General features: G+C 72.0%; 18 protein-coding genes. 8 read left to right on the top strand and 10 right to left on the bottom strand.

Annotation, left to right across the window (positions count from 1 at the left end):
- Nucleotides 1-33: 33 nt before the first annotated feature.
- Nucleotides 34-1,698 carry an energy-dependent translational throttle protein EttA gene (ettA, locus tag FHS22_RS09220; RefSeq protein ID WP_184940113.1) on the top strand — a complete coding sequence of 555 codons (1,665 nt, stop codon included), beginning with the start codon at nucleotides 34-36 and terminating at the stop codon, nucleotides 1,696-1,698.
- An 81-nt stretch (nucleotides 1,699-1,779) separates the two neighbouring features.
- On the opposite strand, the gene FHS22_RS09225 is transcribed toward ettA, so the two are convergent.
- From FHS22_RS09225 to FHS22_RS09240, 4 genes are all read right to left on the bottom strand, one after another.
- The gene (locus tag FHS22_RS09225) at nucleotides 1,780-3,309 is read right to left on the bottom strand and encodes a glycoside hydrolase family 13 protein (RefSeq protein ID WP_184940115.1); all 1,530 of its coding nucleotides are present in this window, start codon (nucleotides 3,307-3,309) and stop codon (nucleotides 1,780-1,782) included.
- Nucleotides 3,310-3,339: 30 nt separating this feature from the next.
- Nucleotides 3,340-3,738, bottom strand: coding sequence for a globin (locus tag FHS22_RS09230; RefSeq protein WP_184940116.1), 399 nt, complete (start codon nucleotides 3,736-3,738; stop codon nucleotides 3,340-3,342).
- Between the two features lie 20 nt (nucleotides 3,739-3,758).
- Nucleotides 3,759-4,715, bottom strand: a complete 957-nt coding sequence (locus tag FHS22_RS09235) for a mechanosensitive ion channel family protein (protein ID WP_184940118.1) — start codon at nucleotides 4,713-4,715, stop codon at nucleotides 3,759-3,761.
- A gap of 486 nt (nucleotides 4,716-5,201) precedes the next feature.
- Complete coding sequence (locus FHS22_RS09240; protein WP_338047676.1) at nucleotides 5,202-5,453, bottom strand: hypothetical protein; 252 nt, start codon at nucleotides 5,451-5,453, stop codon at nucleotides 5,202-5,204.
- A gap of 373 nt (nucleotides 5,454-5,826) precedes the next feature.
- On the opposite strand from FHS22_RS09240, the gene FHS22_RS09245 reads away from it, so the two are divergent.
- The 4 genes from FHS22_RS09245 to FHS22_RS09260 all read left to right on the top strand — a co-directional run bounded on the left by FHS22_RS09245 (nucleotide 5,827) and on the right by FHS22_RS09260 (nucleotide 10,338).
- Nucleotides 5,827-7,395, top strand: a complete 1,569-nt coding sequence (locus FHS22_RS09245; RefSeq protein WP_184940121.1) for an NsdA family TPR-like regulatory protein — start codon at nucleotides 5,827-5,829, stop codon at nucleotides 7,393-7,395.
- Entirely contained in the window at nucleotides 7,392-7,886 is a 495-nt protein-coding gene (locus FHS22_RS09250) for a GNAT family N-acetyltransferase (RefSeq protein ID WP_184940123.1), read from the top strand. Before FHS22_RS09245 ends, FHS22_RS09250 begins: the two co-directional genes overlap by 4 nt.
- A 674-nt stretch (nucleotides 7,887-8,560) precedes the next feature.
- Nucleotides 8,561-9,181 (top strand): TetR/AcrR family transcriptional regulator, encoded by a 621-nt coding sequence (locus FHS22_RS09255; protein ID WP_184940124.1) that lies wholly within the window; start codon nucleotides 8,561-8,563, stop codon nucleotides 9,179-9,181.
- Nucleotides 9,178-10,338: an FAD-dependent oxidoreductase gene (locus FHS22_RS09260; RefSeq protein WP_184940126.1), complete on the top strand. Its 1,161-nt coding sequence runs from the start codon at nucleotides 9,178-9,180 to the stop codon at nucleotides 10,336-10,338. The genes FHS22_RS09255 and FHS22_RS09260 overlap by 4 nt, the downstream gene beginning before the upstream one ends.
- Here FHS22_RS09260 and FHS22_RS09265 read toward each other — a convergent pair.
- The 3 genes from FHS22_RS09265 to FHS22_RS09275 are packed head-to-tail and all read right to left on the bottom strand — an operon-like array spanning nucleotide 10,322 to nucleotide 12,424.
- Nucleotides 10,322-10,810: an NUDIX hydrolase gene (locus FHS22_RS09265; protein ID WP_338047677.1), complete on the bottom strand. Its 489-nt coding sequence runs from the start codon at nucleotides 10,808-10,810 to the stop codon at nucleotides 10,322-10,324. The genes FHS22_RS09260 and FHS22_RS09265 overlap by 17 nt on opposite strands.
- 46 nt (nucleotides 10,811-10,856) lie before the next feature.
- Nucleotides 10,857-11,489 (bottom strand): DUF47 domain-containing protein, encoded by a 633-nt coding sequence (locus tag FHS22_RS09270; RefSeq protein WP_184940127.1) that lies wholly within the window; start codon nucleotides 11,487-11,489, stop codon nucleotides 10,857-10,859.
- The gene (locus tag FHS22_RS09275; protein ID WP_184940129.1) at nucleotides 11,486-12,424 is read right to left on the bottom strand and encodes an inorganic phosphate transporter; all 939 of its coding nucleotides are present in this window, start codon (nucleotides 12,422-12,424) and stop codon (nucleotides 11,486-11,488) included. The genes FHS22_RS09270 and FHS22_RS09275 overlap by 4 nt, the downstream gene beginning before the upstream one ends.
- A gap of 292 nt (nucleotides 12,425-12,716) precedes the next feature.
- Between FHS22_RS09275 and purU the strand changes: the two genes are divergently transcribed.
- The 3 genes from purU (at nucleotide 12,717) to FHS22_RS09290 (ending at nucleotide 15,327) form a co-directional block, all read left to right on the top strand.
- Nucleotides 12,717-13,574 (top strand): formyltetrahydrofolate deformylase, encoded by an 858-nt coding sequence (purU, locus tag FHS22_RS09280; RefSeq protein ID WP_184940131.1) that lies wholly within the window; start codon nucleotides 12,717-12,719, stop codon nucleotides 13,572-13,574.
- Nucleotides 13,575-13,801: 227 nt separating this feature from the next.
- Nucleotides 13,802-14,356, top strand: coding sequence for a sigma-70 family RNA polymerase sigma factor (locus tag FHS22_RS09285; RefSeq protein ID WP_221473410.1), 555 nt, complete (start codon nucleotides 13,802-13,804; stop codon nucleotides 14,354-14,356).
- A complete protein-coding gene (locus FHS22_RS09290) occupies nucleotides 14,353-15,327 on the top strand; it encodes a maleylpyruvate isomerase family mycothiol-dependent enzyme (RefSeq protein ID WP_184940135.1) in 975 nt (324 codons plus the stop codon). The genes FHS22_RS09285 and FHS22_RS09290 overlap by 4 nt, the downstream gene beginning before the upstream one ends.
- Nucleotides 15,328-15,335: 8 nt before the next feature.
- Here the strand turns inward: FHS22_RS09290 and FHS22_RS09295 are convergent, their stop codons facing one another.
- From FHS22_RS09295 to FHS22_RS09305, 3 genes are all read right to left on the bottom strand, one after another.
- Complete coding sequence (locus tag FHS22_RS09295; RefSeq protein ID WP_184940137.1) at nucleotides 15,336-16,694, bottom strand: methyltransferase; 1,359 nt, start codon at nucleotides 16,692-16,694, stop codon at nucleotides 15,336-15,338.
- 133 nt (nucleotides 16,695-16,827) lie between these two features.
- The gene (locus FHS22_RS39200; RefSeq protein WP_184940138.1) at nucleotides 16,828-17,649 is read right to left on the bottom strand and encodes a helix-turn-helix domain-containing protein; all 822 of its coding nucleotides are present in this window, start codon (nucleotides 17,647-17,649) and stop codon (nucleotides 16,828-16,830) included.
- A gap of 152 nt (nucleotides 17,650-17,801) precedes the next feature.
- A complete protein-coding gene (locus FHS22_RS09305; protein ID WP_184940140.1) occupies nucleotides 17,802-19,874 on the bottom strand; it encodes a prolyl oligopeptidase family serine peptidase in 2,073 nt (690 codons plus the stop codon).
- Nucleotides 19,875-19,953: the final 79 nt, after the last annotated feature.

Raw genomic sequence — 19,953 nt, forward strand, 5'->3', positions numbered from 1 at the left:
GGCGGCCCGGCGACAGGCCCTAAGCTAGAGGGCATGCCGGAGTACATCTACACGCTGCAGCGCGTGCGCAAGGCGCACGGCGACAAGGTTGTCCTCGACGATGTGACGCTGTCGTTCCTGCCTGGTGCCAAGATCGGTGTCCTGGGCCCGAACGGCACCGGGAAGTCGACGCTGCTGAAGATGATGGCGGGCCTGGAGCAGCCGTCCAACGGTGACGCCCGGCTCATGCCCGGCTTCACCGTCGGCATGCTCCAGCAGGAGCCGCCCCTCAACGAGTCCAAGACCGTGCTCGGCAACGTCGAGGAGGGCGTCGCCGAGACCAAGGCCATGCTCGACCGGTTCAACGAGATCGCCGAGCTGATGGCCACCGACTACAGCGACGAGCTGCTGGCGGAGATGGGCAAGCTCCAGGACGCCCTCGACCACCGCAACGGGTGGGACCTCGAGAGCCAGCTGGAGCAGGCGATGGACGCCCTGCGCTGCCCGCCGCCGGACGCCGAGGTGACCCAGCTCTCCGGTGGCGAGCGCCGCCGGGTCGCCCTCTGCAAGCTGCTGCTGGAGCAGCCCGACCTGCTCCTGCTCGACGAGCCCACCAACCACCTCGACGCCGAGAGCGTGCAGTGGCTCGAGTCCCACCTGGAGAAGTACCCCGGGACCGTCCTGGCCGTCACCCACGACCGCTACTTCCTGGACAACGTGGCGACCTGGATCCTGGAGCTCGACCGCGGCCGCTGCCACCCCTACGAGGGCAACTACTCCACCTACCTGGAGGCCAAGGCCTCCCGGCTCAAGCTGGAGGGGCAGAAGGACGCCAAGCGCAAGAAGCGCCTGGAGGAGGAGCTGGAGTGGGTGCGCTCCAACCCCAAGGCGCGCCAGACCAAGAGCAAGGCCCGTCTGCAGCGCTACGAGGAGATGGCCGCCGAGGCGGACCGGCACCGCAAGCTGGACTTCGAGGAGATCCAGATCCCGCCGGGCCCGCGGCTGGGCACCACGGTCATCCGCGCCGAGAAGCTCACCAAGGGCTTCGAGGACCGGGTCCTGATGGACGGCCTCAGCTTCGACCTGCCGCGCAACGGCATCGTCGGCGTCATCGGCCCGAACGGCGTCGGCAAGACCACGCTCTTCCGCATGATCACTGGGGGCGAGACCCCGGACGACGGCGCCATCGTCGTCGGTGAGACCGTCAAGATCTCCTACGCCGACCAGAGCCGCGGCGGCATCGACCCGGCCAAGAACGTCTGGGAGGTCGTCTCCGACGGGCTCGACTTCATCAAGGTCGGCAACGTCGAGATGCCGTCCCGCGCCTACATCGCCGCGTTCGGCTTCAAGGGCCCGGACCAGCAGAAGAAGGCCGCGGTCCTGTCCGGCGGCGAGCGCAACCGCCTCAACCTGGCGCTCACCCTCAAGCAGGGCGGCAACGTGCTCCTGCTCGACGAGCCCACCAACGACCTCGACACCGAGACGCTCTCCAGCCTGGAGAACGCGCTGCTCGACTTCCCCGGCTGCGCGGTCATCACCTCGCACGACCGGTGGTTCCTCGACCGCATCGCGACCCACATCCTCGCCTGGGAAGAGGGCTCGAACTGGTTCTGGTTCGAGGGCAACTTCGCCGACTACGAGAAGAACAAGATCGATCGTCTGGGCGCCGACGCGGCCCGCCCGCACCGCGTGACCTACCGCAAGCTCACCCGCGACTGACGCGGAGCACCCGGAGGCTCCGGGCTCCCCTCACCGGTGAGGGGAGCCCGGAGCCTCCGTGCTCTCACGGAGGCGCGGCGCTCACGGGGTGTGCAGCCAGGCGGCCGTGTCCGGCGGGAGCAGGCCGTCTTCCACCGGGGCGCTGGCGATCAGGACGCGGTCGTGCGGCGGGAGCCGTACGGGCTCGGGACCGCAGTTGACCGCGCAGGTCAGCGGGGCGCGGGTGAAGAAGAGCGCACCCTCGGGAGAGTCCAGCCAGGTGACGCGGGCGGGCAGCGAGCCGTGCAGCTCCCGCCGGGCGCGCAGGGCCTCCCGGTAGAAGGAGAGCGTCGAGTCCGGGTCGCCCGCCTGCCGTTCCGCGGTCAGCGCGGCCCACTCGACCGGCTGGGGGAGCCACGGGGCGACCCCCGGGGGCGCGAAGCCGTACGGCTCCTCGGTGCCGGACCAGGGGATGGGCACCCGGCAGCCGTCCCGGCCGGGGAGCCTCCCCTTCGAGCGGGTGAAGATGGGATCCTGCCGGGCCTGCGGGGGGATGTCCTTCACCTCGGGGAGGCCGAGTTCCTCCCCCTGGTAGAGGTATGCCGAGCCGGGCAGGGCGAGCATGGTCAGCAGCGCCGCCCGGGCCCTGGCGAGGCCGGTGGTGGAGCTCGTCAGGCCCTCGCCGTAGCGGGTCACGTGGCGCACCACGTCGTGGTTGGAGAGCACCCAGGTGGGGGAGGCCCCGGTGGCCAGGGTGTCGTCGATGACGGTCCGGAACGCGGTGGGCGACCAGGGCGCCTCCAGCCAGGCGAAGTTGAAGCTCTGGTGCAGCTCGTCCGGGCGGAGGTAGCGGGCGAGGTCCTCGACGGAGTCGGTCCACACCTCCCCGACCGCCATCCGGTCCCCGGGGTAGGAGTCGAGCACCTTGCGCCACTCCCGGTAGACCTCGTGCACCTCGGGACGGCCCCAGATGGGGGAGTCCGCCGTGAAGGACTGCGTCTCGGCCGTGGCGTCGGGCAGGTCCTCGGCCTTGTACAGGCCCATCGCCACGTCGATCCTGAACCCGTCCACCCCCCGGTCCAGCCAGAACCGCAGCACGTCGATGAACTCGGCGTGCACCTCGGGGTTGCGCCAGTTGAGGTCGGGCTGGGCGGAGTCGAACAGGTGGAGGTACCACTGGCCGTCGGGGAGCCTGGTCCAGGCGGGACCGCTGAAGACCGACTGCCAGTTGTTGGGCGGGAGCTCCCCGCCGTCCCGGAACACGTAGCGCTCGCGCCCCTCGCCGCGCAGGGCGGCCTGGAACCAGGGGTGCTCCGAGGAGCTGTGGTTGGGCACGATGTCCACGATCACGCGCAGCCCGAGGGCGTGCGCGTCGGCCACCATCGCGTCGAAGTCGGCCAGGGTGCCGAAGAGGGGGTCCACGTCGCGGTAGTCGGCCACGTCGTAACCGCCGTCGGCCATGGGCGAGCGGTAGAACGGGGTCAGCCAGATCGCGTCGACCCCGAGCTCGGCGAGGTACGGCAGGCGCCGCCGGACGCCCGCCAGATCGCCGACGCCGTCTCCTGAGGCGTCGGCGAAACTGCGGACGTAGATCTCGTAGACGACGGCCTCACGCCACCAGGGGGTCTCCATGTGTCATGAGTTGCCCCCGGGAGGTGAGGTTCATGCCTCGGGCGCGTTGACCATGCTGTGCGCGGCGTAGACCATGTAGTCCCACAGGCGCTTCTCCAGCTCGGCCGGGAGCTCCAGGGAGAGCACCGCGTCGTGCATGTGCTTCAGCCAGGCGTCGCGCTCGGCGCCACCGATGACGAACGGGTTGTGCCGCATCCGCAGCCGGGGGTGGCCGCGCTGCTGGCTGTAGGTGCCGGGTCCGCCCCAGTACTGGATCAGGAAGAGGCTGAGCCGGTCCTCGGCCCCGGCGAGGTCCTCCTCGGGGTAGAGCGGCAGGAGCAGCGGGTCGTCCACGACTCCCTGGTAGAAGCGGTGCACGAGGCGGCGGAAGGTCTCCTCGCCGCCCACGGCGTCGTAGAAGGACTGGGGTTCCTCGGTGGTACCTGACACGCCTTCCAGCCTAGGCGACGTCAGCCGGCGATCGTGATGGACGCCCGGTCCAGGGCGGCCTTGACCCGCAGCCGGATCTCCCGGGCGACCTGGGCCTGGCAGGACGGGATCGTCTTGACGCTGATCCGGAAGACGAGGGCGGTGTCGGAGATCTGCTCGATCCCCCAGACCTGCGGCTCCTCGACGATGACGACGTCGCGGTACTCGGGGTCGTCCCAGATCTCGCCGGTCACCTGGCCGAGCAGCTCGCGGACCTGGGGGACGTCGGCGGTGTAGGCGACCGGGACGTCCACGGTCGCGCGGGACCAGCCCTGGGACTCGTTGCCGACGCGGGTGATGGTGCCGTTGCGGATGTACCAGACCCGGCCGTCGGCGTCGCGCACCCGGGTGATCCGCAGGGTGACGGCCTCGACGGTGCCGGTGGTGGCGGCGCCGACCGCGGCGCCCACGTCGATCACGTCGCCCACGCCGTACTGGTCCTCCAGGAGCATGAACATGCCGGCGATGAAGTCCTTGACGAGTTCCTGGGCGCCGAAGCCGACGGCCACGCCCACGATGCCGACGCTGGTCAGCAGGGGGGCGATGGGGACGGAGAGGCGCTCCAGCACGGTCAGGACCGCGGTGCCGACGATGACGATCGAGGCGACGGGCCGCAGCACCGAGCCGATGGTCTCGGCGCGCTGCCTGCGCCGTTCGGCGGCGACGGCGTCGAGCCCCTCGGGCTGCACGGTCTGCCTGCCGCGCAGCCGCCCGGCGATCGAGCTCCCGGTGGAGGAGGCCGCGCGCCGTACCACCCGGGTGATCAGACGGTGGGCCACCTTCCGCAGGACGAACGCGATCACCAGGATGAGCGCGATGGAGAGCAGACCCGCGATCACGGGCGCCCAGGTCGCGGGCAGGAAGGAGTACACGATGCCGCAGAGTACGTCACTCTCACCGCCGCCGGCCTTGCACGCGTTGCTCAGTCCCTCGCTCATGTGCGTGGTGAAGTCCAGGATCGACGGGGTCGACGTCGGCGACGGCGAGGGGACCGGACTCGATGAGGGCACAGGGGTGGGGCTGGGAGACAGCGGGAACACGGAGAGGATCCTCCCGGATCGGTTCGGTCGGCAGCGGGATCACGTCATCGACAGGACCCATATTGCCGACCGAACCGGCCGTCGTCACATCACGCCGGGGAAGACGGGGACATCGGGACCCGGGGCCGCGGGGGGCGGGTCCTGATGCTCCGGTGACGTCCGGCATGGCGCGGGACACACACCCGGAAGTGTGCCCCGTGCCCTTTCCGCGGGGGAGTCTCCCCCGATCGCCGCCCGACGAGCTCGGACGGCAGTCTGAGTTTCGGAGCCGGCGGGGTGCCAGCGTCCGGGGACGCTCCGCACCGGTCACCCCGCCGGCTCCGCCGAGCCGCGGTGGGCGCGGTGAACCCGGACGGCTGCGCTCCGTCCCGGATCACCGCTGTCTCACTCTCCCACCGCGGCGAGCACGCGTGCGACCTTGGTCGCGGCACCGGCGGGGTCCTCCGCCGTGTGCATCCGCTCGCCCCAGGACCACCAGTAGTACCAATCCGGATGGCTGGGCATGGCGGCCTGGGCTCGGCAGGTGACGTTCTCCGCCAGGCTGGTCGCGTTCGGGTTGATCACGCGGACGAAAACGCGACCCGTCCGGGTCCGCACCACCCGGGCGTGCAGCCCGCGAGCGTCAAGTTCTGACACCAAGCGCTCCAGGTGCCCGAAGTCGTCTTCCTGCACCTCTTTCCCTCCTCTGGTCCGATCCGGCGCTGATTCGTCCCTTTTCCATGCTGCGAATCAGTGCTGGTTGGCCAAAGATGACTCACCGTGGCCCAGGGGTCAACGGCGAGGAAAGGGGGGTCAGGGTGGGCGTTCTCCCAAGTAGGTTGAAAGAAGCAGTCCGGGGGGAGACGATCCTTAGCCGAAGGCGCTATTCGCGGGTTCCGGTTGAGCCAAAGGTGGTCCATCATTCTCGGTAGGCGCAGCGCGACACAGGAGTCACGCTGAGTCAGCGGGAGAGGACCGGTCGGGACACAGTGTGCCAGCCCGCCCAGCTGGTCACGAGAGAGGGGCCGGTATGTCCGGCAGGCAGCACAGGGAAACAGAGTTGGCGCGGCGGATCCGGGCGCGAGGCCTGGCCGCGGGACGCACCTCGGCCCAGATCGCCGAGGAGATCCATGAGAAGTGCGGTCCGCAGTTCGGGACGACGCGCATCAAGGGTCACCGTCTCGCGCACGGCATCGCTCTCGCGGACGTGATCGAACAGGTAAGGGCACTGTTCGAACGCGACGCGAAGCCGGCGCCGGGCATCGGGGAGACGCTTCTGTCCGCCTACGAGAGCGGGCTGAAGCGACCCGGACCCGAATATCTGCACTATCTGTGCACCGTCTACCGGGTGGAACCGGTCGCCCTCGGATACGAGGGTCCGTGCATCTGCGGCCACGGCCACAAGATGCCCGGTGTCGTCCGAGGCGATCTCCAGGAGGGAAAACCCGACACTTCCCCCGATCCGCGTGAGCTGTGGATGAAGCAGATCAACAGCGATTCCTCTGCGGACGGGGGCGAGGAGGACGAGAACGTGCTACGGAGAACGCTTTTGGGACTTTTGGCCGGCGGCGCCGCCACGCTGGACGGCCAGGTGCTCGGATCGGTGGAGAGCATACGCAGGAGGATGGACGACACCCTGGTGTCGGCGACCGTCTCGCCCGCCATGCTCGACCAGTGGGAAGAGGCCACCGTCGGCTTCGGCCGCCAGTACATGAACACGCCGCCGCTCCGGCTGCTCTGCGACGTGCTGCTGGAGTTCAGCTCCGTGCGCAAGGCCATGGAGCGGCGTCAACCGGTCGACCTGCAGGAGCGGTTGTGCCGGATGGCGGCCCAGCTCGCCGGCCTGAGTGGAATGATCATGGTGAACCTGGGCGACCACCGGATGGCCAGGTCCTTCTTCCGGACCGGCAGGACGGCGGCGGACGAGACCGGGGACCGCGCGCTGCGCGCCTGGGTCACGGCGAGGGAGGCGCTGGTCCCGCTCTACTACGGCGACCCGCGCGAGGCCCTCAACCTCGCCAAGAAGAGCCGCGACATGGCGGGTCAGACCCCCTGCGCCGCCCAGGCCATGGCGCCGGTGGTGGAGGCCCGGGCGATCGCGATGATCTCGGGCGCGGGCAAGAAGGACGCCGTCGACCAGGCCAAGCGGGCACTCTCCCGGGCCAGGGCGGCGTTCTCCCAGATGCCCGTCGTCGACCAGGAGGACCTGGCCTTCGGCTACACCGAGCGCCAGCTCTACTTCCACCAGGGCGACGCCCTGGTCAGGCTGGGGCAGGCCATGGAGGCCGACCTCATCCTGGAGCAGGCGCTCACCAAGTACAGCCCGTCCGACTGGCTCGACCCGGCTCTCATCAGGTTCGACCGGGCCAAGTGCAAGGTGATCGAGGGCGACCTCGCCGAGGCGCTGACGATGGCGAAGGAGGCGATCGCCGGGCTGGACGAGGGGTGCCGTCCCGACATCGTGGTGCAGCGGGCCATGGAGGTGGCCAAGCTCGTCGAGCTCAAGGACCCCGCCCACCCCGATCTCAAGGAGTACCGGGAGGCGCTGCAGGCCGCTTCGGTGACCGAGCCGCTGGGGTCGAGGGTCGATTCCGTATGAACGACGTCGAGATCAGGCGTTATCGCTGGTCTGACCTCGAATCCGTCTGGGCGCTGCACCAGATCTGCCTCGCCCAGGTCGGGCTCTCCCCGGGCGACGGCATCTGGTACGACGACGACTTCCCCCGGATCAACGAGATCTACCTGGCCGATCGGGGGGAGTTCCTCGTCGGGGAGGTCCCCGGGGGGCGTGTCGTGGCGATGGGCGGGATCCGCCGGATCGACGGCGAGACCGCGGAGATGTGCCGCCTGCGCGTCCATCCGGAGTTCCAGCGGCGCGGGTACGGCGCGCGGATGGTATCGGCCCTGGAAGCGCGGGCGATCGAGCTGGGCTACCTGCGGCTCAGGGGGGACACGACGCTGAACCAGCCGGCCGCCATCGAGCTCTACCGCAAGTACGGCTGGCGCGAGATCCGCCGGGAGGAGTGCGGCGGATGCGTCGTGCTGTACGGGGAGAAGGAGCTGGTCGAGGCGATGTCGACCTCGACGTGACGGCCTGGACTTCCAGACTGTTCCTTTATCGGGCATTGCCATCCGGCGAGAGGCCGGAGAACTTGTTCTTCGTACCCGGTTCCCCGCTCGGTCAGAGGTCGCAATGAAGAAGATCATTGTTCACAAGCCCGGCACCGTCAGGCTCAGCGGTGCTTCCAGCGTCATCCACACGGGGTGGAGGGCAGCCTCCGACTGAGTGTGTCCCCGGTGCCCGTCCGCCTCGCCGCATGGTGGACGGGCACCGGTGTGTGCGGCAGGAGATCGAAGATCCGAGGGCCGGGAGACGCCGAACCGGTCCCCGGTGCGTGCCTCCCCGCCCGCCGGCGGATGACGGAACCCCCGGGGCGCCCCCGGTCCCGGCCGGCCTCTTCGCTTCGGGGTCTCGTTCACGGGTGCGGCGTTCCTCCGGAAGGGCGGTGCCCTGCGGTGGAAAGAACCTCCTCCTGGAGGTAGGGCTGCCCCTCTCGGGGGAAGATTTCCGCCCCGAGTCTCCCGGGAGTGGATTTTTCTCCCTCCTCGGGAGTGTTTTCTTCTCCCCGTCCCGGGATGAGGATCCTCCTCCCGGGCGGAGGTAATCCACTCCGAGTGGGAGAAGTCTTCTTCTGTGGCAGGAGGTGTGCGGGCATGCGGTCCCGCCGTTGACGCGGATTGAACAAGCGTTTAATCTATTGAACATGTGTTCAGCGCATGATGACCTCACCGCCCGGGCCGTCATCCGGGACCGCGCCCTGGAACTGTTCGCGGCCCAGGGCCCCGACGCGGTGACCGTGCGGCGGATCGCCGCGGCCGCGGGAGTCTCGCCCGGCCTCGTCATCCACCACTTCGGCTCCAAGGAGAGGCTGCGCGCCGCGGTCGACGAGCACGTGGCGGGGGTGTTCGACGACCTGTTCACCCGGGCCGCGACGGGCGGGCTCGACATGACCGACGGGGCCTCCCTCGCGGAGGCGTTCCTGCGGCAGCTCCCGCCCGGCTCGCCGGTCCCCGGCTATCTGCGCCGCCTGCTGCTGACCGGCGACGCCGCCGGGACCGGGATCTTCCGCCGCTGGTTCACCGCCGGACGGACGATGACCGAGGCGCTCGTGGCCCGCGGCCTGCTCGGACCGGGGCGCGACCCGGAGGTCCGCACGGCCTTCCTCATGGTCAACGACCTGGTCCTGCTGCTCCTGAGGGACCAGCTCGCCGAGGTGGTGGGCATCGACCCCCTCGGCCCGGAGGGCGCGGTCCGATGGGCCGAAGAGGTGCTGGACATCTATCGCAACGGACTGTTCGGCACGGAAGGGGAATCAGCGTCATGAAGGTCCTGATCTGCGGAGCCGGGATCGCCGGCCTCACCCTGGCCTGGTGGCTGCGGCGCGGCGGCGCCGAGGTGACGATCGTCGAGAGGGCGCCCGGGCCGCGCAGCGACGGATACATGATCGACTTCTTCGGCTCGGGCTACGACGTGGCCGAGCGGATGGGCGTCCTCGGAGACCTGCGCGAGATCGCCGCCGACATCTCCGAGCTGGCCTACACCGACCCGCGCGGCAGGCGGACCGGAGGCGTCCGCTACGCCTCCGCCGCGGCGATACTCGGCGGCCGGGTGCTCAGCCTCATGCGCGGCGGACTGGAGTCGGTGCTGCGCTCGTCGCTGGACCCCGGCGTGGAGGTCCGGTACGGCACCAGCGTCGCCGCCGTCCGGGACGTCCCCGGCGGGGTGGAGGCCGAGCTGACCGACGGGACGGTGAGCCGGGCCGACCTGCTGGCAGGCGCCGACGGCATCCACTCCGTCGTCCGCCGGCTGGTCTTCGGCCCCGAGGAGCACTACCTGCGCCCCCTGGGCTACCACACCGCCTCCTACCTGCTCCGGGACGCCGGACTGGCGGAGAGGACCGGCGGGCGGGCGGTGCTGGTGAGCGTGCCGGACCGGCAGGCCGGGATCTACCCGACGCGGGACGGCGCTCTGGCGGCCTTCCTGGTGCACGCCTGCACGGACACCGCCCTGCCCGCCGACCCCCGCTCCGAGATCACCACCCGCTACCGGGGCATGGGCGCGCTGACGGACCGGATCCTGGCCCACTGCCCGCCGGACCCCTACTACGACTGCGTCGCCCAGATCCGGATGCCCCGCTGGAGCCGGGGACGGACCGTCCTGATCGGCGACGCCGCCCACGCCGTCTCGCTCATGGCCGGGCAGGGCGCATCGATGGCGATGGGCGGCGCCTACACCCTGGCGGTCGAACTGCTCGGCGCGGACGCAGGGGCGGCGCTGGAGCGCTACGAGCGGCGGATGCGCCCCTTCGTCCTCGGCAAGCAGGACAGCGGCCGCACCGCCGCCGAGTGGATGGTCCCGCACCAGGCCTGGAGGATCGCCGTGCGCAACCGCCTGGCCGGCCTCGCCGGGCTGCCCGGCGGCAGGGCGGTCATGGGCCGCGCCTTCAGGCGGCTGAGCGAGAGCGTCATCCCAGCAGCGTGAGCCGGGAGACGACCGAGAGCAGGTCCGGCGGCTCCAGCGGACCGGGCAGTTCCTCCGGGGAGAACCAGCCGGACCCCAGATAGGTCTCGTCCTCCTCGGCGGTGAACGCGCCGGGATCCGTCTCGGGTGTGCCGCCGAACCTGGCCAGGTAGAACCGCTCGGTCTTGGCGTAGCGCACGCCGAGCCAGGTGAACTCCCGCCGCACCGGAACCCACCGGTCCAGCACCGCCCCGCCCGGCAGCCCGGTCTCCTCGGCGAGCTCCCGCCGGGCGGCCGCCAGCGGCGTCTCGCCCGGGTCGATCCCGCCGCCCGGCGGCTCCCACACGGTCTGCCCGCTCACCGTGTCGCGCCAGTGCATCAGCAGCACCCGGCCCCGGCCGTCCACGCACACCACCCGCGCCGCGGGCCGGTCGTCCACCGGGGAGCCGCCCGCAGGACCTTCTCCACCGGTTCGCCCGCTGCGCTCGCTCACAGACCCGGGACGCTACCACCACGGCGGCGCCGGCGACCCGGCCGCCTCAGCGCTTCATCGCGCCGTCGGCGATGGCGTCGGCGGCCTCGCCGATCGCGATGCCGACGACCTCCAGGCGGCGGACCAGCTCGCGCTCCTTCATGGCCTCGGAGGTGATCTCACCGGAGAAGATGCGGGCGATCTCGTACTGGTACATGCGCTGGAGGGTGCCGCTGACCTTCTTGACCTCCAGGGCGTCGTGGCTGACCACCGAGGGGCCGGAGGCCAGGTCGCGCACGGCGGTCTCCAGCGCCTCGATGCCGACGATCACCTGGTCCAGCATGGGGGCGAAGCGCTGCTGCTCGCGGACCCGGTACAGGTGCGACTCGCGGACGAAGTCGCGCAGCGAGTCCAGGATGTCGTCGATCGAGCGGGAGAGGCGGAAGATGTCCTCGCGGTCGATCGGGGTGATGAGCGAGCCGGACAGCTCCTCCACCAGCCGGGCGCGCTGGGTGTCGCCCCGGTGCTCGATCTCCCGCATCTCCTCGTGCGCGTCGGTCCTCCGGGTGTCGCCGCCGATCATCGCGACGGCCAGCCAGGCGCCCTCCTTGGTCGCCTTCAGCTGGCCGATCAGCGCCTCGGCGAGCGCGCTGTCCATGTGGCCGGTCATCAGGTCCCGGACCCTGCGCAACCGTTTCACGCGATCACCCCTCTGACGACGAGCGCCGCCGCCGCCGCGAGCGCCCCGCTCACCGGCAGCGTCAGCATCCAGGCTAGAACGATCTTCATGGCGGCGTGCCAGCGCACCCGCCCGGAACTGCCGGCCATGCCCGCGCCGATCAGGGCCCCGGCGATGGTCTGGGTCATGCTCACCGGCGCGCCGATCGCGGCGCACCCGAGAACGGCGGTGCCGGTCGCCAGCTCCGCGGTCACCCCGTGCAGCGGGCGGGAGGCGATGATCTCGCGGCTGAGCAGGCGGCCGGCGCGCGGCAGGCCGTACACCGCACCGGCCCCGAACAGCCCGGCCATCGCCACGCAGGTGGACAGGGGGGCTCCCGACAGACCCAGCGAGAGCATGAAGACGGCCAGCATCTTCTGGCCGTCGTTGGCCGCGTAGGCCAGGCACTGCAGGACGAACCCGGCACGGTGCCACTGCCGCAGCGTGCGGCCGTACGCCAGCCTGGCCAGCAGCAGGCTCACCGGGACCGCCAGCAGCGCTCCGACGAACGGCGCCGCCAGCGCGACCCCGAGCACGAACAGCACGTTCCCGTAGGAGACCGGCACGCCCCAGCCCAGGTCGGCGCCGGTGAGAGCGCCCACGATGGCGAGGGTCAGACTGGTGGGCCGCCCCCGGTTGCTCAGGAACATGACGACGGCCAGCGCGCTGAGCACCGCGACGGCCATGGCGACCTGGCCGTCCGGGCCCTCCATGGTGGCCAGCCGGGTGGTGAAGGTCAGCGCGACCCGGTGGGCCACCGAGGGGACCAGCGCGATCGCGGCCATCATCATGAGCACGCCGGTCACCGGCCGGATGCTGGGGACCTTCAGCCCGGTCGCGAGCAGTGCGCCGCCGTCGTTGATCCCGCTGATGACCGCGAACAGCCCGGCGAGTGCCGTCAGGGCGATCGAGCTCACGGTCCTCCGTCCCGGCTGCACGCCGGGCGCCCGGCAGGGCCGGTCCGGCAGGGGCTCCTCAGGTGGGCGGCGGCTGTCGTCGGAAACGGTCGGCGGTACCGGTCCGGCCGCACTGATATGCGACTACATACCCAAGATCAAGCGAATGATGGGTAAAAGTTCTTGCTTGCCCGCCCCGGCCGGGGGCCCGGCGACCCCGCGGGCGGACTGCGGCGGTGGCCGCGGCCGGAACGCTGTACCCTGCCCAGACCGGCCTCACGGCACCGTCGATCCGACCTCCCAAGGTGAAGTCATGAGTTCCGCCGAGTATGTTCTGACCCTGTCCTGCCCCGACCGCCCGGGTGTGGTCGCCGCCGTGTCCGGGCTGCTCGCCGGGCGAGGTTGCAACATCATCGAGAGCCAGCAGTTCGGCGACCGCGCCGCCGGGCGGTTCTTCATGCGCGTGCAGTTCTCCGCCCCCGCCTCCGTCCCCGCGGACGAGCTGCGCGCCGGCTTCGCCGCGCTGGCCCCCGAGTTCGGCATGGACATCGCGCTGCGCGACACGGCGGTCAAGCCGCGGGTGCTCATCATGGTCAGCAAGTACGGCCACTGCCTGAACGACCTGCTCTACCGGGTCCGCTCCGGGCTGCTGGACATCGAGATCGTCGCGGTCGTCTCCAACCACCCCGACCTGCGCCCGCTCACCCAGTCCTACGGCATCGACTACCACCACCTGCCGGTCACCCCGGAGAGCAAGCCCCGGCAGGAGGCGGAGGTCCTGGCGCTGGTCGAGCACTACCGGGCCGACCTGGTGGTGCTCGCCCGCTACATGCAGGTGCTCTCGGAGGACCTCTGCGAGAAGCTCGCCGGGCGGGCGATCAACATCCACCACTCGTTCCTGCCGTCGTTCAAGGGAGCCAAGCCGTACCACCAGGCGCACGCCCGGGGCGTGAAGCTGATCGGCGCCACCGCCCACTACGTCACCTCCGTCCTGGACGAGGGACCGATCATCGAGCAGGAGGTCGCGCGGGTCGACCACAGCCACTCCCCGGAGGACCTGGCCGCCATCGGCAGGGACATGGAGTGCGTCGCCCTGGCCCGGGCCGTGAAGTGGCACGCCGAGCAGCGCGTGGTGCTCGACGGGCACAAGACCATCGTCTTCCCCCGCTGACGCGGAGCTTTTTCTCCCGGGCCGCGGGCATCCGGAGCGGCGCCCGGGGCGAATGACGGGTGGCCGCACATCCCTTCCCTCGTCCCCGGCACCGGAGGAACCCGATGCGAAGGCTCCCCTTGAGGGCTCGCGCCGCGCCGTACGGCACGGATCCGTCCATGCCCTCCACATTCCCGTCTGATGGTGACAAGCTCTGATTCCAGATGACTTATCGGGAGTGTGGTGGCATGGAGGCGCCTGTCACGGACGACCGCCTGCTGCACCAGCGGATCGCGGGCGGGGAGGAGGCGGCGCTGGGAGAGCTCTACGACCGCTTCGCGCCGCTGGTCTTCGGCCTCAGCGCACGGATCACCCGGGACCGCTCGGCGGCGGAGGACATCACCCAGGAGGTCTTCATCTCCTTCTGGGAGCGCCCCCTCGCCTTCGACCCCGGCCGCGGGACGCTCCGTGCCTGGCTGGCCACCATCGCCCACCGGCGGGCGGTGGACCACGTCCGCGCGCAGGAGCGCCGCAAGGCGTCGGTGCTCGGCCCGCGGCTGGTGGAACCCGAGCCGGAGCGGCTGGAGGACGCGGTGCTGTCCCGGCAGGAGGCCGACGGAGTACGGCTGGCGGTCGGCAAGCTGCCCGACGACCTCCGCGAGGTCATCGAGCTGGCCTACTACCGGGGACGCACCTACCGGCAGGTCGCCGAGGAGCTCGGGCTGCCGGAGGGGACCGCCAAGTCGAGGATCAGGACGGGGCTGCGCAGGCTCGCCGACGCGCTGACCGAGGAGGGCGCATGAACGACGATCCGACCCATCGCCTGTATCTCGACGCACTGGAGGAGGCACTGGCGGAGACGGCGGCGGGGGACGCGCCGCCGCAGGCCCCGCTGCGCCCGCTGACGCTCACCGCGGCCCGCGCCCGGCGCCGCCCCGCCGCCTCGGTCTCCGGCTGGACGGCGCCCTTCGCCGGCCGGATCGCGGCCATGGACGCCCTGCTGGGCGAGGCGGGCGAGGACGACTGGGGGCGGGAGACCGTCGAGGGGTGGACGCTCCAGGAACTGCTGGCCCACCTCGCGGCCAAGGACGGGCTGGTCGCGCTCTCGGCGGGCGCGCCCGTCCTCGGCCCGCCGGTGATCGCGGACGAGGCGCTCGCCCGGACCGCGGAGCTGCAGGAGTACGAGCGCCGCAGGGTGCCCGAGCAGACCCGCCGCGACTGGCGGGCCCAGGCCGACGCGCTCTGCCGGCACCTGGCCCCCCTGCCGCCGGAGACCCCGATGACGGTGAGCGGGTTCACGATGCCGGTCGCCGACCACCTGCTGGCCAGGATGCTGGAGACCTGGATCCACACCGCGGACGCCGCGGGAGCGGCGGGGGTCCGGCTGCCCGACCCCGTCCCCGGGCACATCGAGCCCACCGCCGACCTGTGCGTACGGCTCATGCCCCTGACCATGCTGATGCGCGGGCACGCGGTGGCCGAGGGCAGGGCCGTACGGCTCGTGCTGACCGGCCACGGAGGCGGGAGCTGGCACGTGCCGCTGCACCCGGGCGGGCGGGCCGTACGGGAGGGAGGCCCGGCCGGTGCCGCCGCGACCGGCCGGGACACGCGGGGCGGCGGCCCGGCCGACGCGACGGTCACCTGCGACGTGATCGAGTTCTGCTTCCTGGTGGGCGGCAGGGGGGAGCCCGCGCGGTTCGCGGCCGGGGTGGAGGGGGACGCCGGCCTCGCCCGCGACCTGCTGCACGCCGCCCCCGCCCTGTCCGGCCCCTGACGGTCCGCTCAGGGGCGTGCGGAGATCATCCGCAGCTCGCCGTCCGGGAACGTCCCGGTGACCGACACCGACCGGAAGCCCGCGCCGGTCAGCAGCGCGCGGAACTCCGCCTCCGTACGCTCCCGGCCGCCGGTGGCCACCAGCATGTTGAGGTCGCTCATCACGGTCCCGGTGGCGGCGGGGGAGTCGATCCGCTCCGGCAGCACCGGCTCCAGGACCAGCAGCACGGCCTCCGGGCCCATGGCCGCGCGGCAGGTCCGCAGGATCGCGCCGGCACGCTCGTCGTCCCAGTTGTGGATGACGCTCTTGAACAGGTAGGCGTCGGCCCCCTGCGGCACCTTCTCGAAGAAGTCCCCGCTGACGATCTCGCATCGGTCGCGGAGGCCGGCCAGGTTCCGCTCCGCCTCGGCGAGCCCGCCGGGCAGGTCGAAGAGCACCCCCCTCAGCTCCGGTACGGCCCGCAGGATCGCCGAGAGCAGGGTGCCGTCCCCGCCGCCGAGGTCCACCAGGGTGCCGAACCGGGTGAAGTCGAAACCCTGGACGACCCCGGGCGCGATCCTGCGGGTGTAGTCGGACATGGCCCGGTTGAAGACCGCGGACTCCTCCGGGTTGCGGGCCGTCCACTCGAACGGCGGGTAGCCGGTGACCCGCTCCCACATCGGCTCCCCGGTCCGGACGCTCTCGGCCAGCAGCCCCCAGGCCGCCCACACGCCGGGCCCGCAGAACAGCCGGGCCAGCGCGCGGAAGGAGTCCGGGGTGCCGTCCCTGAGCCGGTCGCCCGCCTCGGTGAGCACGAAGCGGCCGGGGGCGGTCTCGGCGACCAGGCCGAAGCAGGCCAGTGCCCGCAGCAGCCGGTGCAGCGAGGGGGCGTGCGTGCCGGTCGCGGCGGCGAGCTCGGCGGCGCTGAGGGGGCCGCCGGTCAGGTGCCCCGCCAGGTCGAGCTCGGCGGCCACGTAGATGACCTGGGCGGGCATGAAGCCGAAGACCAGCTCTCGTTGCGGGCTCACCGGGGCCGTCACGGCCGGGCGGTACGTCCCGAAGTGCCAGGGGTTGCCCTCGGGGTCCTCGCACATGTAGTCGCGCGAGCCGTACGGCTGGTCGGCGGGCCCCGCGGTGACCGCGGCCCCCGCCGCCCGCGCCCGGTCGTGGTGGGCGTCCGGGTCGTCCACGGCGATGTAGACCCCCTGCCCGCCGGGCTCCCCGGCACCCAGCATGATCATGCCGGTGCCGGCGGACAGCTCGGCATGCTTGATCGCGCCGTCGTCCCCCGTGGAGACCCGGTGGACCTCGAATCCGAACGCCTCGACGAGCCACTCGATCGCCGCACCGGGTTCCCGGTAGCGGACCAGTGGATAAACCGCCTGCATGGTCGCCTCCTCCGTGTGGTGAGACCACGGTCTCCCGGGGAGGGGCGTGCGGGCTTGGAAAAATCTGACCCGGTCGCTCCGGGGAGGCCGGCGGCGTCCGGCGGCGAGCCGGTGACCTGCGGAGGACGGCCGCTCAACCGGCGACGGCGATCGGGCACTCCGGCCACGGGGCCACCAGCCCGCGGGGCGTGACCCCGGCCATGGCCCGGAAGTCGCGGTTCATGTGCGCCTGGTCGTAGTAGCCGCAGGCGGCGGCGGTGTCGGCCGGGGGCCTCCCGGCCCGCAGGCGGGCGACGGCGTGCTCGAAGCGCAGCACCCGGGCGACGGACTTGGGCGTCATCCCGATCTGGTCGCGGAAGCGGGCGGCCAGATGGCGGTGGCTCCATCCCAGCTCACCGGCGAGCGCCGCGATCGGGACCCTCCCCCGGGTGGCGGAGAGCCGCTCCCAGGCCCGGACGATGCGGGGGTCGGGCGCGGGGGCCGCCTGGATCCGCCGGGTGAGCAGGGCGTCCAGGAGGGCCAGCCGGGCACTCCGGCCGGTGGCCTCGGCCAGCCGCTCGACGGCGGCGCCCGCCCACGGGCCGAGCGCGTCCTCCAGCGGGACCACCCGGTTGGCCAGCTCGCCCATCGGCATCCCGAACAGCCGCCGTGCGCCGAGCGGCGTCAGGTTGACCTGCAGCCCCTCGGCGACTCCGGCCGTGGTGGTGTCGACGTAGGTGTCGTGCAGCCCCGCGGTGAAGGAGGCCAGCCGCTCCCGCCCGCCCGGCCCGCTGAGTCCCAGCGGCTCGCCGAACCCGAAGATCACGACCATCCCGGCGAACGGCGGCTGCCGCCGTGCCAGCGGCTCCTCGTAGCGCTCGGTGTAGGCCGTGAACTCCGTCACGTAGGGGCGCAGGAAGGCGCCCGGCCTGCCCTCGGCGAAGGTCAGGCCACCGATCACGCCGGCGTCGCCCACGGTCCGACGGTAGCCGCCGCCACCGACATTCTCCCGCCGCGCCCGGACGCCCCGGCTCTTCCTGCCGGCCCGGCGCCGGAAGGCATCCCGCCGGGCCGGTCCGTCCCGGCCTCCCCGGCGGTGCGGGAGGTCCGGGACGGAGCGGGACGGACCTACGCGATCAGGCCGGTGTGGTGGGCGAGGAAGGCGAGCTGGTCGGCGGCGAGCTCGACGCTCTTGCTGACCGCACGGGCGCCGTGGCCGGTCTCGGCCTCGTTGCGCAGCAGGATCGGCCGGTCGGCCGCCTGGGCGTGCTGGAGCGCGGCGCACATCTTCCAGGCGTGCAGCGGGTGCACCCGCGTGTCGGACTGGAAGACGGTGAACAGCGTCGCCGGGTAGGAGACGCCCTCCCGGACGCGGTGGTACGGGGAGTAGGACCAGAGCCAGCCGAACTCCTCGGGCTCGGCGGCGGTGCCGTACTCGACGTTCCAGGTCGCGCCGAGACCGAAGAGCTCGTAGCGGACCATGTCGAGCAGCGGCGCCGAGCAGACCACCGCGGCGTACAGGTCGGGGCGCTGGGTGAGGGCGGCGCCGACCAGCAGGCCTCCGTTGGAGCCGCCGGAGATCGCCAGCATGGACGGGTCGGTGACGCCGGCGGCGATCAGGTGCTCGGCCGCCGCGTGCAGGTCGTCGAAGACGTTCTGCTTGTTGGCGAGCATGCCCGCCCGGTGCCAGTCCTCCCCCTGCTCGCCGCCGCCGCGCAGCTGGGCGATGGCGTAGGCGCCGCCCGCCTCCACCCAGGTCAGGATCGAGGCGGAGTAGCCCGGGGTCATCGCGAGGCCGAAGCCGCCGTAGCCGTACAGGATCGTCGGGCGGGGGCCCTGCGTCCCGGGCTTGGAGATGACCAGCATGTGCACCTCGGTGCCGTCGGCCGATCGGTAGACGACCTGCTCGGTGGTGACGGCGGGCACCTCGACCGCGCCGGGCGAGGCGGCCCAGAGGGTGGTCTCCCCGGTGCGGGCGTCGTAGCGCTGGACGGTCGGCGGGGTGGTGTTGTCGGTGTAGCCGAACCAGGCCTCGTGGCCGCCCTCGGGACGCTCGCTGATGCCGCCGATCGTGCCCAGCCCCGGGGTCGGCACCGCGCCGATCCGCTCGCCGGTGCGCAGGTCGTGCACGGTGATCTCGCTGATCGCGTGGCGGGTCCAGCCGACCAGCATGACCGGCCGCTCGAGGTCGTCGAGGATCGCGAAGTCCGAGAGCACGGCCTCGGGGTCCTGCGGGACCAGGTCGCGCCAGTGCTCGGCCTGCGGGGCGGCGGGGTCGGTCACGCAGATCCGGGCGCGGGGGGCGTCGCGGTCGGTGAAGACGTAGAACAGCCCGTCGCGGCCGAAGACCAGGCCGGTCTGGGCGTCCACCCCCTCCTGGACGACGACCAGCTCCGGCGCCTCGGGGGAGGAGGCGTGCAGGTCCGCGACCCACAGGTCGTTGCGGGGCGCGGTGCCCCGGGAGGCGGAGATCTGCAGCCACCGGCCGTCGCGGGAGACCGAGACGCCGTAGTAGTTGGTCTTCTCCATGCCGTCACCGAAGATCAGGACGTCGTCCTCGGTGGAGGAGCCGACCCGGTGCAGGTAGACCCGGCGGTGGAACTGCTCCTCGCCCTCGGGCACCTCCAGGGCGGGCAGCCTGCGCACGTAGTAGAACGCCTCGCCGCCGGGGAGCCAGGCGACGGGGGAGTAGCGGCACCGGTCGATCGGCCCCTCGATCCGGGTCCCGGTCGCGATGTCCATCAGGTAGAGGTTGGACTCCTCGTCGCCGCCGACCGAGATCTGGTAGGCCAGCAGGCGGCCCTCCTTGTCGGGCTGCCAGGCGTCGAGCGTGGTCAGGCCGGTCGGGTCGAGCCCCATCGGGTCCAGCAGCGCCCGCTCGGCGCCGCCGGGGTCGACGGTGTAGAGCACGGCGTGTTCCTGCTCCGGGGTGCGCCGCATGAACAGCCGCCGCTCGCCCCGCCAGACCGGGGCTCCGACCGAACCGGAGCGCAGCAGCTCCGCGACGCGGGCCCGGAACCTCTCGCGTCCGGCGAGTCCGCCCGTCTCCGACGCGAACAGGGCCTCCTGGGCGGCCAGCCACTCCTTGGCCGCGGGGTCGTCGGGATCCTCCAGCCAGCGGTAGGGGTCGGGGACGGGGACGCCGTGGAGATCGTCGACGACGTCGTCACGGCGGGCGGGCGGGTACGGCTGTCGCGTCATGGCTGGAACCCTACGACCTCCGGCCGGTGCCGGGGCGCCCCTACGGGAACCGGCGTACGCGCAGGCCCTGCCAGGAGTG

The sequence above is a fragment of the Thiemannella venezuelensis genome, assembly GCF_014203605.1.
Taxonomy (GTDB): domain Bacteria; phylum Actinomycetota; class Actinomycetes; order Streptosporangiales; family Streptosporangiaceae; genus Planomonospora_A; species Planomonospora_A venezuelensis.